Source organism: Aquabacterium sp. A3, assembly GCF_038069945.1.
GTDB lineage: Bacteria > Pseudomonadota > Gammaproteobacteria > Burkholderiales > Burkholderiaceae_C > Aquabacterium.
On sequence record NZ_JBBPEV010000001.1, the window covers coordinates 2074101 to 2090415 of the forward strand.

Annotated in this window: 14 protein-coding genes; 5 read left to right on the forward strand and 9 right to left on the reverse strand. The window is 68.4% G+C overall.

Going from position 1 to position 16315, the window contains the following annotated elements:
- Positions 1 to 3: 3 nt before the first annotated feature.
- The 6 genes from WNB94_RS09020 to WNB94_RS09045 all read right to left on the reverse strand — a co-directional run bounded on the left by WNB94_RS09020 (position 4) and on the right by WNB94_RS09045 (position 8706).
- Positions 4 to 1083, reverse strand: a complete 1080-nt coding sequence (locus tag WNB94_RS09020; RefSeq protein ID WP_341389833.1) for a putative solute-binding protein — start codon at positions 1081 to 1083, stop codon at positions 4 to 6.
- Positions 1080 to 4151, reverse strand: coding sequence for an efflux RND transporter permease subunit (locus WNB94_RS09025; protein WP_341389834.1), 3072 nt, complete (start codon positions 4149 to 4151; stop codon positions 1080 to 1082). The genes WNB94_RS09020 and WNB94_RS09025 overlap by 4 nt, the downstream gene beginning before the upstream one ends.
- Positions 4148 to 5296 (reverse strand): efflux RND transporter periplasmic adaptor subunit, encoded by a 1149-nt coding sequence (locus WNB94_RS09030; RefSeq protein ID WP_341389835.1) that lies wholly within the window; start codon positions 5294 to 5296, stop codon positions 4148 to 4150. The genes WNB94_RS09025 and WNB94_RS09030 overlap by 4 nt, the downstream gene beginning before the upstream one ends.
- Complete coding sequence (locus tag WNB94_RS09035; RefSeq protein ID WP_341389837.1) at positions 5293 to 6783, reverse strand: TolC family protein; 1491 nt, start codon at positions 6781 to 6783, stop codon at positions 5293 to 5295. The genes WNB94_RS09030 and WNB94_RS09035 overlap by 4 nt, the downstream gene beginning before the upstream one ends.
- 82 nt (positions 6784 to 6865) lie before the next feature.
- On the reverse strand, positions 6866 to 7690 hold the full coding sequence (gene hutG / locus WNB94_RS09040; RefSeq protein WP_341389838.1) for an N-formylglutamate deformylase: 825 nt from the start codon (positions 7688 to 7690) through the stop codon (positions 6866 to 6868).
- Positions 7687 to 8706: a LysR family transcriptional regulator gene (locus WNB94_RS09045; RefSeq protein WP_341389840.1), complete on the reverse strand. Its 1020-nt coding sequence runs from the start codon at positions 8704 to 8706 to the stop codon at positions 7687 to 7689. The genes hutG and WNB94_RS09045 overlap by 4 nt, the downstream gene beginning before the upstream one ends.
- Before the next feature lie 147 nt (positions 8707 to 8853).
- Between WNB94_RS09045 and WNB94_RS09050 the strand changes: the two genes are divergently transcribed.
- Both WNB94_RS09050 and WNB94_RS09055 read left to right on the forward strand, forming a co-directional pair.
- The gene (locus WNB94_RS09050) at positions 8854 to 10041 is read left to right on the forward strand and encodes an NAD(P)/FAD-dependent oxidoreductase (protein WP_341389842.1); all 1188 of its coding nucleotides are present in this window, start codon (positions 8854 to 8856) and stop codon (positions 10039 to 10041) included.
- On the forward strand, positions 10038 to 10616 hold the full coding sequence (locus WNB94_RS09055; protein ID WP_341389844.1) for a HutD/Ves family protein: 579 nt from the start codon (positions 10038 to 10040) through the stop codon (positions 10614 to 10616). The genes WNB94_RS09050 and WNB94_RS09055 overlap by 4 nt, the downstream gene beginning before the upstream one ends.
- Here WNB94_RS09055 and WNB94_RS09060 read toward each other — a convergent pair.
- From WNB94_RS09060 to WNB94_RS09070, 3 genes are all read right to left on the reverse strand, one after another.
- On the reverse strand, positions 10607 to 11866 hold the full coding sequence (locus WNB94_RS09060) for a type II toxin-antitoxin system HipA family toxin (RefSeq protein WP_341389845.1): 1260 nt from the start codon (positions 11864 to 11866) through the stop codon (positions 10607 to 10609). The genes WNB94_RS09055 and WNB94_RS09060 overlap by 10 nt on opposite strands.
- Positions 11863 to 12294: a helix-turn-helix transcriptional regulator gene (locus tag WNB94_RS09065; protein ID WP_341389847.1), complete on the reverse strand. Its 432-nt coding sequence runs from the start codon at positions 12292 to 12294 to the stop codon at positions 11863 to 11865. Before WNB94_RS09065 ends, WNB94_RS09060 begins: the two co-directional genes overlap by 4 nt.
- A gap of 145 nt (positions 12295 to 12439) precedes the next feature.
- A complete protein-coding gene (locus WNB94_RS09070; RefSeq protein ID WP_341389849.1) occupies positions 12440 to 13051 on the reverse strand; it encodes a helix-turn-helix domain-containing protein in 612 nt (203 codons plus the stop codon).
- 152 nt (positions 13052 to 13203) lie between these two features.
- On the opposite strand from WNB94_RS09070, the gene glnT reads away from it, so the two are divergent.
- Genes glnT through WNB94_RS09085 form a run of 3 tightly spaced genes read left to right on the forward strand, consistent with a single transcriptional unit; the run spans position 13204 to position 16214 of the window.
- A complete protein-coding gene (gene glnT, locus WNB94_RS09075; protein ID WP_445819035.1) occupies positions 13204 to 14598 on the forward strand; it encodes a type III glutamate--ammonia ligase in 1395 nt (464 codons plus the stop codon).
- A gap of 18 nt (positions 14599 to 14616) precedes the next feature.
- Positions 14617 to 15537 carry a class II glutamine amidotransferase domain-containing protein gene (locus WNB94_RS09080; RefSeq protein WP_341389850.1) on the forward strand — a complete coding sequence of 307 codons (921 nt, stop codon included), beginning with the start codon at positions 14617 to 14619 and terminating at the stop codon, positions 15535 to 15537.
- On the forward strand, positions 15525 to 16214 hold the full coding sequence (locus WNB94_RS09085; RefSeq protein ID WP_341389851.1) for a GltB/FmdC/FwdC-like GXGXG domain-containing protein: 690 nt from the start codon (positions 15525 to 15527) through the stop codon (positions 16212 to 16214). Before WNB94_RS09080 ends, WNB94_RS09085 begins: the two co-directional genes overlap by 13 nt.
- Positions 16215 to 16315 lie beyond the last annotated feature (101 nt).

Sequence of the window (16315 nt, forward strand, 5' to 3'; positions counted from 1 at the left end):
GCGTCACTCCACCTCGGTGCCCAAGGCGCATTCGGCGTTTTCAGGCGCCACCGAGCAGCGCACTTTTTTGAGGGTGTTGAGCGTTCGTTTGCTGTACAGACCCTGCTGGGCTCCGGCGATGCGGCCCTGGCGCAGCGCTTCCACGTAGGTGGGCAGCACCTCGGGGCTGAGCTCTTGCCACACGCGCGCGGGGATACCGGCTTCAGAGCGCTGGATGGTCTGCATCTGCCGGTCGAACTGCGACAGCCAGAACTGGCGCGAGGCCTCGCCAAAGCCCTGGGGCAGGCGCTGGGTGTAGAACACCAGCTGCACGGTGGGGAACATGGCCGGCACCCGCACCACGGCGCCCTGCGTGCCCATGCCCTTGGCCAGCTCGAAGGGCTTGTAGGTGATGGCGGGCAGGTGGATGACATCGACCAGGCCGTTGTTGAACTTGCTGCCCACGTTGGCGATGTCCACCGACACGGCCTGGGCGCCCAGTTGCTGAATGAGCAGGGCCTGCGGACGGTCCTGGTCGAACACGCCGATGCGCTTGCCGGCCAGCTGGTCCAGCCGCACGGCGCTGCGGTCACGCAGCATGGGGTAGGCCGCGCCCACGGGCAGCAAACCTCCGATTTCATGGGGGCCTTCTCGCACCAGCTTGGCGGCTTGCGGGCTGCTCAGGGCCGCGATGGCACGGCGCACCACCTCGTAGCTGCCCTTCATGTCGATCTGTCCGCTGCGCAGCACCAGGGCCGAGCCCATGCTGTCGATCGAGCCGGTGAAGGCGTTGAAGCCGCGCGCCCGAAAGCCCGTGACCACCAGCCCTGCGCATTGGCCCGAGCGGTAGTCTTCCACCGCGATGCGTTCGTCGGTGTAGGCGCGCATCTCGAAGTGCATGTTCAGCCGGGCCATGTGCAGGCTCTGGTCTTGCAGCAGGTTGTAGACGTCGCCCGACTTGCCCAGGATGTCCCACACGCAGATCAGCGGTTGGTTGCCGCCGGTCTGGGCGTGCAGGCCGGACGAGAAGGCGCCGAGCCCCCCGCTCAGGCCGATGACCAGCGCGGCACGCCAGCCGGCTGCCCATGGTGTGTGACGATTCATGCGGTTTCCTTGTTCTGTGAGGCGGGACGAACCTTGAACCACGCGGCATACAGCGCGGGCACGAAGACGAGGGTCAGGGCGGTGGCCACCACCAGGCCGCCCATGATCGCGATGGCCATGGGGCCCCAGAACACGCTGCGGCTCAGGGGGATCATGGCCAGCACGGCGGCGGCGGCCGTGAGCACCACGGGCCGAGAGCGCCGCACCGTGGCCTCGACGATGGCCGTCCAGGCGGGGGCACCGCCCAGGATGTCCTGATCGATCTGGTCCACCAGGATCACGGAGTTGCGCATGATCATGCCGCCCAGGGCGATGACGCCCAGCAGGGCCACAAAGCCGAAGGGCACCTGGAAGGCCAGCAGCGCGGGCACCACCCCGATGATGCCCAGCGGCGCGGTCATGAACACCAGCCACATCTTCGAGAAGCTGTGCAGTTGCACCATCAGGAAGAACAGCATGGCCAGGAACATGATCGGGAAGATGGCAAACAGTGCCCGGTTGGCCTTGTCGCTTTCTTCCACGGCGCCACCGGTGTCGATGCGGTAACCCAGCGGCAGGGCATCGACGATGTCTTGCAGGCTGGGGCGGATCTGTGCCGACGCATAAGGCCCTTGCACGCCATCGGCCAGGTCGGCCCGCACGGTGATGGTGGTTTCGCGGTTGTAGCGCTGCATGGCGGGCTCGTCAAAGCCGGGCTCCACACGGGCGATCTGCGCCAGGCTCACCGAGCCACCTTGCGGGCTGATGAGCTGGATGTCGGCCAGGCGGTCCAGGGTCAGGCGCTCGTCGTCGTGGGCGCGCACCACCACATCGACCAGTTCTTCGCCGCGCCGCATCTGCGTCACAGGGGCGCCTTGCAGCATGGTTTGCACCACCTGGGCCACGTCGGTGCTGGACAGGCCCAGTTGCGCCACCTTGTGCTGGTCCACCACCAGGCGCTGCACGCGCACCTGTTCGCCCCAGTCCAGCTGCACATCGCGCACCAGCGTGCTTTGGGCCACCACCCCGCGCACCTGCTCGGCAATGCGCCGCACCTGGTCGATGTCGGGCCCCACCACCCGGAACTGCACCGGAAAGCCCACCGGCGGGCCAAACTCCAGCCGTGCCACGCGTCCGCGCAGCGTGGGGAACTGCTCGTTGGCCTCAAACAGGGCCATCAGCCGGGCGCGCACGGCTTCGCGGGCCGCCAGGTCTTTCGTCATGATGACGAACTGCGCATAGCCGGGGTTGGGCAGCTCGGGCGCCAGCGACAGGTAAAAGCGTGGCGAGCCCGCGCCCGTGTAGGCGGTGAAGAAGCGGATGTCCGTGTCCTTCTTCAGGACCTGCTCCAGCTTCTTCACCTCGGCCTCGGTGGCGCTGTACGAGGCGCCTTCGCGCAGGCGCAGCTCCACCAGCAGCTCGGGCCGCGAGGCCGTGGGGAAGAACTGCTGCTGCACCAGGCCCATGCCGGCCACGGCCAGCACAAACACCACGCCGGTGCCGCCGATCACCCACCAGCGGTGCTGCACGGCCAGGTTCACCCAGCGGCGTAGTCGGCTGTAGATGGGCCGGTCGTAAGGATCATGGTGGCCGGCCGACAGCGTGGCGGGTAAAAGCTTCACACCCAGGTAGGGCGTGAAGACCACGGCCACCAGCCACGACACCATCAGCGCCAGGCCAACGATCCAGAAGATGCCACCGGCGTACTCGCCCGCCACCGACTTGGCAAAACCCACCGGGGTGAAGCCCGCCACCGTCACCAGCGTGCCCGTCAGCATGGGAAAGGCCGTGGATGTGTAGGCATAGGTGGCCGCGCGGATGCGGTCCCAGCCCTGCTCCATCTTCACCACCATCATCTCCACTGCGATGATGGCGTCGTCCACCAGCAGGCCCAGGGCGATGATGAGCGCGCCCAACGAGATGCGGTCCAGGCTCCAGTCCATGGCGTACATGACCACGGCCACCAGCCCCAGCACCAGCGGGATGGACGCGGCCACCACGATGCCCGTGCGCCAGCCCAGAAAGAAGAAGCACACGGCCAGCACGATGGCCAGCGCCTCCAGGAAGGCGCGTTCGAACTCCCACACCGAGTCCTTCACCACGCTGGGCTGGTCGGCATAGCGGGTGACGCTGATGCCGGCCGGCAGCGTGCGGCGCACCTCGGTCATGGTGCGCTCCAGCGCCTCGCCCAGGGCCTGGATGTTGGCCTGCTTCATCATGGTCACGCCAATGGCCAGGGCCGGTTCGCCCTGGTGGCGCACGGTGAAGCCCGGTGGGTCTTCATGCACCGGCTCAACCGTGGCCACATCGCCCACGCGCAGCACGCGGCCGCCCACGTTCAGCCGCACATCGCTGATGTCGTCCAGCGACCTGAAGCCACCCGACACCAGCACATGCACCTGGTCTTCGGCGGTCTCGACAAAGCCGGATGGCGTGACCTGGTTCTGGCGGGCCAGGGCCTGCATCAGCAGCTGGGGTGCCACGCCCTGCGCCGCCAGCTTCTGGCTGGAAAAGCTCACCACCACCTGGGCCTTGCGCTTGCCCAGCACGTTCACCTTGGCCACGTCGGGCACGGTTTGCAGGCGCCGTTTGATCTGCTCGGCCACCTCTTGCAGCTCGGCCATGCCCAGGTCGGGCGACTGCACGGCGTACAGCGTGGTGTACACATCGGTGTACTCGTCGTTGAAGAAGGGCCCGCGGATGTCGGGTGGCAGCTGGTGCCGGATGTCGCCCACCTTCTTGCGGGCCTGGTACCAGATGGCTTCCAGCTCGGCCTTGGACTTTCGGCCCTTCATCCACATCGTCAGGCCGCCATAGCCCTGGCGCGAGAAGCTGCGGATGTTGTCCACGCCGCCGATGTCCTGCAGGGCCTGCTCGATGGGGTTGATGACGTGGTCGTGCACCTCTCGGGTGGTGGCGCCCGGCCAGGCCACCACCACCGTCATGGAGGGCACGTTGAACTGCGGGTCTTCCGACTGGCCCAGGTGCGTGAACGCCCACAGCCCGCTGACCAGCGTGGCGATGATCAGAAACAGCACCATGGCCGGGTGGGTGACGGCCCATTCAGACAGGTTGAAAGAGCGGTTCATGGCTGCCCTCTGTCGGACGAGGTGGGCAGCGCCAGGTGGGTGTGCGTGCGTTCGCGGGGGATGACGGCCGTGCCCGCCACCAGTTTTTGAGCCCCGGCCGATACCACCTTCATGCCCGGGCTCAGGCCGTCGATGATGACGGCATCGCCGCTGTAGCGTTGCACGCTCACGGGCTGCGCTTGCAGGCGCTGGTCGTCACCCTGGCCGCTCACCACCCACACCTGGGGCGCGCCTTCGCGTTTGACCAGGGCCCCGGCCGGCACGCTGACGCCGCGGGTGTCTGCTGCCGGCCAGTGCACCTCGGCCGTCTGGCCCCAGCGCAGGGCGGCGGCGGGCTGCACGCCGGTCTTGAGCGCATAACGCACGCGCACCTGCCGTCCCGGGCCCATGCCTTTGGGTGCCACTTCGCGCACGCTCAGGGGCAGGGGCTTCAGCTCGGGCTGGCCGGGCACGTGCAGTTCTGCGGCCGTGCTGGTTACCAGCGGCACCAGGTCTTCGGGCAGGTCGATTTCGGCTTCGATCTCGCCGCTGCGGGCGATCAGGAACATGGGCTGACCTTCGTCCAGCACCTGCCCGGCGTCGGCCATCACCTGCACGATCACCCCTTCGAAGGGCGCCTTGAGGGTGGCGTGGTTCACGCGGTTGTCGGCCAATTGCGCGCCCTGCCTCGCGGCGTCCAGCCGGGCCTGGGCGGCCCGCACCCGGGTGCGTTGGCGCTCCAGCTCGGCGGCGGGGGCCGAGCCGTCGGCGCTCAGGCGCTCCAGCCGCGCGGCATCGGCCTGCAGCTGGCTCAGCTCGGCCTCGGCGCCCAGCACCTGCTGGCGGGCCGATTGCAGGCCGGTGAGCAGGTCGTCGGTGCTGAGCTGGGCCAGGGTCTGGCCTGCTTTCACGCGCTGGCCGGTCTCCACCAGGCGCAGGGTGATGCGGCCGCCCACCCTGAAACCCACCGGGCTTTCCACGCGGGGCTGCAACACCGCCGAGAACACGCGCGGCGCCCGGCCGGCGGCGGCTTGTGCGGTGCTGACCCACACCACGGGCTTGACCTCGGCCGGGGGGGCCTTGGGTTGGCAGGCGCTGAGCAGGGACAGGGTGGCCAGGGGCAGCAGCCAGGGCGCGCGGGCCCACATGGTCGAGGTGGGTTTCATGGTTGAGTCTCCGTGGAGCGGGCTTCCATTTGGGTTTCAATCTGGTGCTGAGGCGCGCTTTGCCAGCCGCCACCCAGCGCGCTGTGCAGGCGCACGCGGGCCAGCCAGGCGCGCTCCAGCGCGTCGGTGTGTTGAAGTTCAGCGGCCCGCTGGGCCTGGGCCAGCGCCAGGCGGTCGATCTGGCCGATCTGCCCTTCGGCCAGCAGGCGGTCGCCCCGCGCGGCGGCCTGTTCACGCGCGGCCAGGGCGCGGGCCAGGTGCTCGGCCTGGGCGCGCGACTGTCGGGCATCGGCCAGGGCTGATTCGACGTCTTCCAGGGCTTGCCGCGCGGCCTGCTCGTACTGCAGGGCGGCGCGCTGCAAGGCGGCATCCTGCATGTCGATGCCCGCTTGCACCCGCCCGGCCGTGAACAAGGGCATGGCGAAGGCCAGGGCCGATTCATGGAAGCTGACGGGCGACAGGTCCATGCCATTGAGTCGCAGGTCTTGCCGACCCGTGACCAGGCTGATGAAGAAGCGGGGCAGCAAGTCGGTGCGGGCCACGGCCAGGCGGGCCTGCTCGGCCAGCCAGGCGGCGCGTGCGGCGATCAGGTCGGGGCGCCGGGCAAGCAACTCGGGCGGCTGGCCGGGGGGCATCAAATCCGGCGGGGTGTGGCGCTGCGCCTGGGGGCCGGGGGCGTTCAGCCAGGGGTCCAGCTCGGTGGGGCTGGCGGCGGTCAGCGTCAGCAGCCGCGCACGGGTGAGCACCCGCAGGGTGTGCAGGGGCTCGCGTTGCGCCTGCAGTTCATCCAGGCGGGCCTGGGCCGTGGCCAGGTCGATGGCCGTGGCTTCGCCTTCGCGGACGCGGTGCGCCACGGCCCGCACGATGGCGCTTTGGTGGTCGATCAACTGCGCCATGGTGCGCAGGCGCTGCAGGGCGCCTTGGTGCAGCAGGTACTGGCTGCAGATGTCACCGATCAGCATCAGGCGGGCGCCGGCCACGCCCGCTTCGCTGCGCAGCACGTCTTGTTGTGCGGCTTGCGTGGCCATGCGGTTGCGCCCGAACAGGTCCAGCTCCCAGCCCAGGTTCAGGCTGGCTTGCCAGGCGCGCGTGTCCGGGCGCCCCTGCTTGACGGGCTCCGGCAGGCCAGAGCGCCTGTTCACGCCGGCGCCCTCCAGGCTCAGCGTGGGCCATTGGGCCGAGCCCTGGGCCACGGCGCCTGCGCGTGCCTCCAGCACGCGGGTCCAGGCCACGCCCACGTCCAGGTTGCGCTGCAGGCCCAGCGTCACCAGGTGGTCCAGCGGCTCGCCGCCCACGTGCAGCCACCAGCGTTCTGACGCCGGGTTGGTGGCGGGCGCCGAAGCCGGTGGTGCTTGCTCGAAGCGGGCCTGCCCCAGCCACCGGGCGGCTTCGTCAGGGCGTTCGGGCTGGGCGCAGCCGGCCAGGGCCAGCGCGATCACCAGGGCCCAGGGGCCGTGGCGGTGCTGGAAGTCGGTGTTGGGGGGCATGGAAGCGCTCCGGAGCGCAGGGCCGACGGGCCCCGATGGTTGACAGTGTCAACATCTTCCGATGATTTGTAGACGGTGTCAACTAGGGAGTCTCACGGAGCGGGGCCAGGGCGGCGCTCAGCATGGCCTTCAGCCAGGGCTGCACGGTGGCGGCACGTTCGGGCAGATAGTCAAACGGCGGCTGCTCGTTCATGTACAGGTGCTGGCTCATCTCCAGCTGGATGGCCTGCACGCCCTGATCCGGCTGCCCATAGTGGCGGGTGATGTAGCCGCCCTTGAAGCGGCCGTTGTGCACCAGGCTGTAGGGGCTGGTGCGTGCCACGGCCAGCACGGCGTCGATCACGTCGGCGTGGCAGCTGCGGCCGTCGGCGGTGCCGAAGTTCAGATCGGGCAGCTGGCCCTCGAACAGGCGCGGCAACACGCTGGCGATCGAGTGCGCGTCCCACAGCAGCACGGTGCCGTGCGCGGCCTTCAGGCGCGTCAGCTCAGCCTGCAGTTGCTGGTGGTACGGCTGCCAGTAGGTGGCCAGGCGGCGGGCAGTTTCGGCCGCGTCAGGCTGGGCGTTCGGGCGGTACAGCGGCTCACCGCGAAAGGTGTCCACCGGGCACAGGCCGGTGGTGGTCTGGCCAGGGTAGAGGCTTTGCCCGTCGGGCGGGCGGTTGAGGTCGATCACGTAGCGCGACACGCGGGCCTTGAGTACCGAGGCACCCATGGCGATGGCAAAGCCGTAGAGCTGGTCGAGGTGCCAGTCGGTGTCTTGCTTGAGGGCGGCCACCTCGGCCAGGCCCGCCTGCAGCTCGGGCGGGATCTCGGTGCCCAGGTGGGGGATGGAGATCAGCAGGGGCAGGGTGCCGGGGGTGAAGTCGAAGGTGGGGGGGCTGGTGTCGGTGCTCGTGTTGATGCTCATGACGTGATGTCCTCAGGGCAGGAAATGACCTCGCGCGGCAAGGCGGGCAGGCGCTGGTGGATGGCGGGGGCGGTGTCGCGGCGGATGACCTCGCGCGTGACGCGGGCCACCTCGTCGTCCAGGCCCGACCACTCGCCCTCGCGCGAGAGCAAAAAGAAATGCCGCTGGCCCAGGCGGGCGGGCGGCAGCGGCACCACCTGCACCGCATCCAGGTGATGGCGGGACTGCCACAGGCAGAGCGGTGTGCTGAGCGCCCAGCCCAGGCCCGAGGCCACGAGGCTGAGCAGCGGGTCGGTGGCGTCGAACTCGCAGCTGCGCGGGGCCTGCACGCCCACGTGGCGCAGGTAGCGGTCGATCTGCTGGCCCGTGACCGAACGCTGGCTGTAGCGGATCAGGGGCAGGTGGCTGGCGCTGGCGTTCAGGCCTTGCAGGGTGGCCGGGCCGGGCAGCAGGTGGTCTTTGGGGTAGACCGCCACCCACGACTCTGAAAACAGCAGGCGCTGGGCGATGCGGGGGTCGTGCACGCTGGTTTCGGTGCAGATGACCATGTCCAGCTCGCGGCCGAGCATCTGTTCGGTGAGCGTGGGCGTCAGGCCCGACCACATCTGGAACTCGCGCGCCTTGCCCGCCATGGCGCGGATCAGCGAGGGCCCCACCGTGGCGGCGAACGAGTCCACACAGCCCAGGCGGATCTGGGCCAGCTCTTGACGGGCGGTGGCGCGCACGTGGTCCATGGCGGCCCGCGCCTGCGAGAGCAGCCGGGCCGCGGCTTCGTGCAACACGCGGCCGGCGTGGGTGGGGCGCGCGGGGCGCACCTCGCGGTCCATCAACTGCAGGCCCAGGTCGTCTTCCAGCGATTTGATGGCCTGGCTCACGGCGCTCTGGCTCAGGCCCAGGCGCTCCGCGGCCAGCACCATCGAGCTGGCATCGCACACGGCCACGAAGGTTTCGAGCGCCCGCAGATCGGGCATGTCGAGCGCGCGGCGAACGGTGGCAGGGGCTTTGCTGGCGGCCATGGGGTCATCCTGAAGGGTTTGCTGAAGCGGCGCTTCAAATTAAGCAATCTCGCATCAAAACATTCAAATGGCTTCACTTGCAAGGCGCGTACCCGCCGGGCCCTAGGCTGAGCCTCATTGACAACCCCTGTGCTTGAAAGGCCTCCCATGGACCACTTTGACGCGATCGTGATCGGTGCCGGCGTGATCGGCTCGTCCGTCGCCTATCACCTGGCCCGCCTGGGCGCCAAGAAGGTGCTGGTGCTGGAGCGCCTGCAGATCGGGGCGGGCACGAGTACGCAGTCCAGCGGCATCTTGCGCACCCACTATTCGGTGATCGAGAACGTCGAGCTGGCGCGCCGCTCATGGTCGGTGTTCACGAACTTCACGGAGTACCTGGGCGACGAGGACGCCGCCAGCGGCCTGGTCAAGTGCGGCTACATGATCTGTGCGCCGGATGGCCCCAAGCTGTCGCCGCTCAAAGCCGCCCTGCAAGGCCAGATCGACAAGGGCATCGAGGTGCAGTTCATCAGCCAAGCTGCAGCGCGTGAGCGCCTGCCGATCGCCACCTTCGACGACGCAGCCCTGATCGGCTACGAGCCCGAGGCCGGCTTTGCCGACGCCTACCTGGTGGCCACCAGCTTTGCCCGGGCCGCTCGGCGCCTGGGCGTGAAGATCATGGAGGGCGTGAGCGTGGAGCGCCTGATCACCGACAACGGCCGGGTGTGCGGTGTGGAGACCACGCAAGGCAGCTTCCGCAGCGACACCGTCATCAGCACCCAGAACATCTGGGCCACCGACATCGAACGCTGGACGGGCATCCCCACGCCCGTGGTGCCCGAGCGGCACACCGTGCTGGCGCTGGAATGCGCGGGCCACCCCTACACCTTCCAGATGCCGGTGTTCAAAGACCTGGGCTCGCCCGGCATGCTGTACTGCCGCAGCTATGGCGGCAACCAGATGCTGGTGAGCGAGGGCACCGTGGGCGAGACCCTGCCCATGCCGGACAACGAGCAGGGCGACATCTCCATGGACTACGTGGTGGAGGTGGGCGCGCAGGTGGCCGAGCGCTTCCCGGCCTATGAGGCCGCGGGCCTGGCCTCGCAATGGACGGGCGTGTACGACGTGACGCCGGACTGGAACCCCGTGTTGGGCCGCGTGCCCGGCCTGCAGGGCCTGATCGTGGGCTATGGCTTCTCGGGCCACGGCTTCAAGCTCTCGCCGGCCGTGGGCCTGGTGCTGGCGCAGTGCGCGCTGGGCCTGCCCACCGAGGTGTCGCTGTCGCCCTACGCGCTGGAGCGCTTCAGCACCGGCCAGTTGCTCACGGGCAAGTACGGCCTGGGGGCGGTGTCTTGAACCGAGGCCTCACCCGCCTGCACCTGCACACCCTGCCGCGTGAGCGCTGGGCCAACGGCCTGGGCTGGACGCGGCCGGTGGCGCAGGCGGCCGACGCCCACCAGGGCCTGCTGTGGCGCGTGAGCCTGGCCGAGATCACCGAGGCGGCCCCGTTTTCGTGCTTTGAGGGCATGGACCGCACGGCCGTGCTGGTGCACGGTGGGCCCGTGGTCTTGCAAGGGCCCGATCAGCGTTGGTGTTTGAACCAACCGGGCGACGAAGCCCGGTTCGCGGGCGAGTGGGCGCTCAGCAATGCGCGGCCTGAACACGAGGCGATGCTCTGGAACGTGATGGTGCGACGCGGCGCGGCGCAGGCGCAGGTGCGCTGCGTGGCCGACCAGGACTGGACGGCGCCCGGCGAGGGCATCGGCCTGGTGTGGGTGCTGGCGGGGTGCTTTGAGTTGGCGGGGGCCGGTCAAGCGCCTTTGCGGGTGGGCGATGGCCTGTGGCTGCCGCCTGGCGAGGTCGGCGTGGTCTTGAGGCCTGCCTCAAGCGATGCGCGCTTGTTGGTGACCACGGTGCAGCCTCAGGCATAGGCCTGGCGTTGCGCCAGCAGGTGGGGGCGGTCAATGCAGGCGCTCAGCGCGTCCATGTCGGCGGTGCCCACGCCCAGCGCCTTGAAATGCCGCTGCCAACCGTTCACCACGCGCACCACCTCGCTGATCAAGGCCAGCGCCCGGGGCCGCGCGATGCCGAACTCGGGCAACTGGGTCAGTGCATTGTCCAGCGTCGAGGCCGCACCTTGGGTGCCCACCACCATGGCCTGATAGCCCATGCTCAGCAGGCTGGGCACCACGTCAAAGGCCGGCGCCAGGTCATGGTAGCCGTCCAGGGTCAGGCGCAGGCAGTGGTTGCGCTCATGGTCGTCGGTGTTGTCCATCAGGATGTTGAACACCATGCGCTTGAACAACTCTTCGCGCATGGCGTGCTGCCGGTCCGGGTGGCCCAGGCGCAGCAACACCGAGGCCAGGGCGCCATAGCTCTCGGGCAGTTGCGCCGCCAGCAGGGCCGTTCTGGCCGAAATGCAATGCACCCGGTAGGCCCCCAGGCGATCAAAGCGCTGGATGGTCAAGGCGTGGCGCGCCTTGCCATGGCGTGAGGGCAAGGGCAGCACATCCGTCGTTGCCGCCCGGATGCCCGCCTGCGCGGCCAGGGTCATGGTGGCGTGCTCGATCAACGGTGTGTCGACCGGGTCGTCAAGCTCACTGAACTTGATCACGCAGGGGCCCTGGTCGGTGTGCAGCAGGGCCTTGGGGCGTGCGCCGCCCAGGGTCACGCCGGGCTTGAGCAGGCGCTCGATGTCGGGCGTGATCGGGGCCTGGGCTTGCAGCGCCTCCACGGCGTGGCTGAGTGCCTGCACATCGGCCAGGCGTGGGTACGGGCCCAGCGTGCGGGGCACGTAGCGATCACTTGAGATGGACACGCCCAGCGCGCCAAAGCGGTCATCGCCGGCCAGCAGCAGCATCTCCAGCACCGACAGGCGCTTGGGCCGGTCCACGTGCTGGATGATGCGCTCGCCCCAGCGATCGGGGCGGGCGTCGTCCAGGGCGCCCGGTGCGCTGTGGCGTTGCCCGGCGCTGAAGGTCTGGCCTGCGATCAGGGGCAGGTTCTCGCTCAAAGGGAAGTGCCACCAGCCGGGCGCGTAGGTGAAGGTGGCGCAGTCGTGGACCAGGGCCGACAGCTGGATCTCGCCCACCAGGGTGGGCGCGGCGGGGTTGATCAGCGCCCACAGGTAGAGCTGGTCTTGCGGCGCGTACGTGCGGGGGTCCACCCCCAGTGCGCTCATGGGGGGGGCTCCGGTTGGCCCATGAGCGCGGCCAGGCCCGCGGCCACCCGGGTGTGGTCGGCCGGCGCAAACGCCGGGGGCGAGGGTTCGGCGCTGGTGGCTGCGGGCGTGACCACCGCGGCGCGCCCCTGCACGCGCTTGACCTCGCGCTCCAGCGCGGTGTGGTCGTTCAAGGGGGCGATCAGGCCGGCCAGGTTGGCGTTCTGGTTGATCAGCCACATGCACATCACATAAGACGCCATGGCCACGGACGGATCACCTCGCTCGATGCGCGCCATGGTGGGCTGCGACACGCCCAGCTTGCGGGCCCACTGCGCCTGGGTCTCGCGACGGCGCTTGCGCGCAATCACGATGTTTTGCGCGAGCAATTCAATCTGCTGGAGGACCGCTTGCGGGTAGTCCGCAGGCTTGGTGTTCTGGCGGGGCATTCATAGATGTTATCAACTCCGCCATGAAAAGCAAATCTATGGATGCTTTGCGGCGGCAGATTTGCCGGCCCATCGCAATTATTCATAGATAAATGCTGTTGATGGACTTGTGTAGATCTATGAATGAGCGGCGGGCGGGCATGTTTTACCCCGCCACCTGCGGATACACGATCACCGACAGAAACCTGATCGGGCAGGCCAGCAGCCGCTCGGGCCCGTGCGGCACCTCGCCCTGGAAGTTCAGCGCATCGCCGGGCTCCAGCACATAGGTCTCCTGGCCCACGCGGTACTCGATGCGGCCCTCCAGCATGTAGATGAACTCGGTGCCCGGGTGTTCGAAGCTGGGGTAGCGCTCGCTGTCGTCCTCGATGGTGATCAAAAACGGCTCGAAGTGTTTGACCGGGCCCTGGTCATAGGCCAGCAGTTGGTAGGTGTGCCCGCTTTTGGTGCCCCGGCGCACCACTTCCATGCCGGCGCCGTGCTTGATGTGCTGGGCCGAGGTGGTGGTGGCGTCGTACTTGCTGAACAGCATCGACATCGACACCCCCAGGGCCCGCGCGATGCGGGCCAGCGTGTCCATGCCAGCGCTGGTCTGCCCGTTCTCGATCTTGGAGAGCATGCCGCGGCTGATGTCGGCCTGCTCGGCCACCTGGGCGATGGTCAGGCCGTGCTTCTGGCGCTGCTCGCGGATGGCCGCGCCCACGGTTTCTTCCAGCGATGGGCTGTTGACGCCCTGTTCTTCCTGCTCCGATTCCAAGCCCGACTCCTCTTCAGCATGCCTTGGCGATGAGTGTATGTGCAGGCCTTGGGCCAGCGTGGCGCCTCATTTTGGTGTTTCCTGATAGGCACACTAGTTGCATGACAGGAAACACCGAGCCACACCAAACCGCGACACAAAGGAGCCCCACCGTGAACGCTGCCCTGTCCCTGCCCCCCGAAGCCCCGCCGGGTGAGCTGATCGCCCCGGCGCGCTTCGACACCCTGGACGCCGCCCAGCAGTACCTGCGCGCCCAGGGCGTGTCGTACGTGCTGGCCCAGTTTGTGGACATCCACGGCGTGGCCAAGGCCAAGTCGGTGCCCGTGGCCCACCTGGGCACCGTGCTGAGCGAGGGCGCGGGCTTTGCGGGCTTTGCCATCTGTGGCGTGGGCATCGAGCCCCACGGCCCCGACTTCATGGCCCGGGGCGACCTGAGCACCGTGCAACTGGTGCCCTGGCAGCCGGGCCTGGCCCGCATCGTGTGCGAAGGCCATGTGAACGGCGAGCCTTGGGCCTACGACAGCCGCGTGGTGCTCAAGACCCAGACGGCCCGCCTGGCCGAACGCGGCCTGACCCTGTACACCGGCCTGGAGCCCGAGTTCTCGCTGCTCAAGCGGTCGGCAGACGGCGGCATCGAGCCCTGCGATGCCAGCGACACGCTGGCCAAGCCCTGCTACGACTACAAAGGCCTCTCGCGCACCCGTGCGTACCTGGAGAAGTTGTCCAACGCGATGCGCGCCAGCGGCCTGGATGTTTATCAGATCGACCACGAAGACGCCAACGGCCAGTTCGAGCTGAACTACACCTACACCGACTGCCTCACCTCGTGTGACCACTTCGTGTTCTTCAAGATGGCGGCCGCCGAGATCGCCAACGAGATGGGCCTGGTGTGCTCCTTCATGCCCAAGCCCTTTGCCAACCGCCCGGGCAATGGCATGCACATGCACCTGTCCATCGGCGATGGCCAGCGCAACCTGTTTGCCGACCCGGCCGACCCGCAGGGCCTGGAGCTCTCGCCCATGGCGTATCACTTCCTGGGCGGCCTGCTGGCCCATGCCCCGGCGCTGACCGCCTTGTGCGCGCCCACGGTGAACTCGTACAAGCGCTTGGTGGTGGGCCGCTCGCTCACGGGCGCCACCTGGGCCCCGGCCTACATCTCTTACGGCGACAACAACCGTTCGACCATGGTGCGCATCCCCAAGGGCCGGCTGGAGCTGCGCCTGCCCGATGGCTCGTGCAACCCCTACCTGGCCACGGCCGCCGTGATCGCCGCGGGCCTCGACGGCATCGACCGCCAGTTGGACCCGGGTGCACCACGCAACGTCAACCTCTACGACTGGAGCGCCGCGCAGTTGAAGGACGCCGGCATCGGCCTGCTGCCGCAAAACCTGGGCGCCGCGCTGGACGCGCTGGACGCCGACGAGCTGATCAAGTCGGCCCTGGGCCCGGTGGCCGACGAGTTCCTCACCCTCAAGCGCATGGAATGGATCGAGTACCAGCGCCACGTGTCGGACTGGGAAGTCAAGCAGTACCTCGAATTTTTCTGAAGAAGGATCACAACCATCATGTGTGGAATCGTTGGATTGCTCCTCAAAAAGCCCGCGCTGCGCAGCCAGCTCGGCGAACTCATGGTGCCCATGCTGATCGGCATGACCGAGCGGGGCCCGGACTCCGCCGGCCTGGCCGTGTTCACCGAGCCGCTGCCTGCGGGCCAGCGCAAGATCAGCGTGTACTCGGGCCTGACCGATGAGGGCGCGGGCTACCACTGGCAGGGCCTGCTCGATGCGCTCAACACCGAGCTGAAGGTGCAGGCCCGCGCCAGCATCAAGGCCAACCACGCCGTCATCACCTTTGAAGGTGAGGCCCCCTCGCAGATTGACGCCGTGAAGGCCTTCGTCAAGTCCCATGGCCCGAAGCTGCACCTGCTGTCGGCCGGCCGCAGCATCGAGCTGTACAAGGACATCGGCAGGCCCGCCGAGGTGGCCGCGCGCTACCAATTTGGCCAGCTGCAAGGCAGCCACCTGGTGGGCCACACGCGCATGGCCACCGAGAGCGCCGTCACACCCGACCGCGCCCACCCCTTCACCGCCGGTGAAGACTTCTGCCTGGTGCACAACGGGTCGCTGTCGAACCCCAATGGCGTGCGCCGCATGCTGGAGCCGCGCGGCATCCAGTTCGAAACCGACAACGACACCGAGGCCGCCTGCCGCTTTCTGGAATGGCGCCTGCGCGAAGGCGACACCCTGCACGCCGCGCTGCAAAAGGGCTTCGAGGCGCTGGACGGCTTCTACACCTTCTTGATGGGCACCAGCACCGAGCTGGCCCTGATCCGCGACCCCTTTGCCTGCAAACCGGCCGTGGTGGCCGAGACCGACGACTACGTGGCCATCGCCTCCGAGTTCCGCTCGCTGGCCCACCTGCCCGATGTGAAACACGCCACCGTGTTCGAACCTGCCCCTGAGGAGATGTACGTATGGAAGGCTTGAGCTTTGATGTGAGCCAAGGCGGCGTGCGCCCGCTCAACCAGTACCTGCACGGCCCCGCCAGTGAGCTGACCGGCCAGCACATCACCGTGCTCAACCCCGATGGCGCCCACAACATCGCCGTGGGTTTGAACGCCGCCGTCAAGGTCACCATCGACGGCCATGCGGGCTACTACGCCGCCGGCATGAACAAGCTGGCCGACGTCACCATCCACGGCAGCGCCAGCACCGGCGTGGCCGAGAACATGATGAGCGGCCGCGTGCACGTGAAGGGCTTTGCCTCGAACAGCGCCGGGGCCTCGGCCCACGGTGGCCTGCTGATCATCGATGGCGACGCGGGCCTGCGCTGCGGCATCTCGCTCAAAGGCGGTGACATCGTGGTGGGTGGCTCCGTGGGCAGCTTCTCGGGCTTCATGGCCCAGGCCGGCCGCATGGTGATCTGCGGCAACGCCGGCGATGCCCTGGGCGACTCGCTGTACGAAGCCGTGATCTACGTGAAGGGCGACATCAAGAGCCTGGGCGCCGATGCGCAGATCGAGCCGCTGGGCGATGCCGACATCACCGCGCTGACCGAGCTGCTGGCTGCTGCCGGACTGGGCCACCAGCCACGTGACTTCAAGCGCGTGGCTTCGGCCCGCAGTCTTTACCACTGGAACGCTGACGCTGAACAAGAGTATTGATGGACCACCCCCTACGCGCTGCGCGCGCCCCCTCAAGGGGGCCACACCAGCGGACCGGCCAAGCCGGACCCGCGGTGTGTGCTGGATCAGGCCTTGTGGTG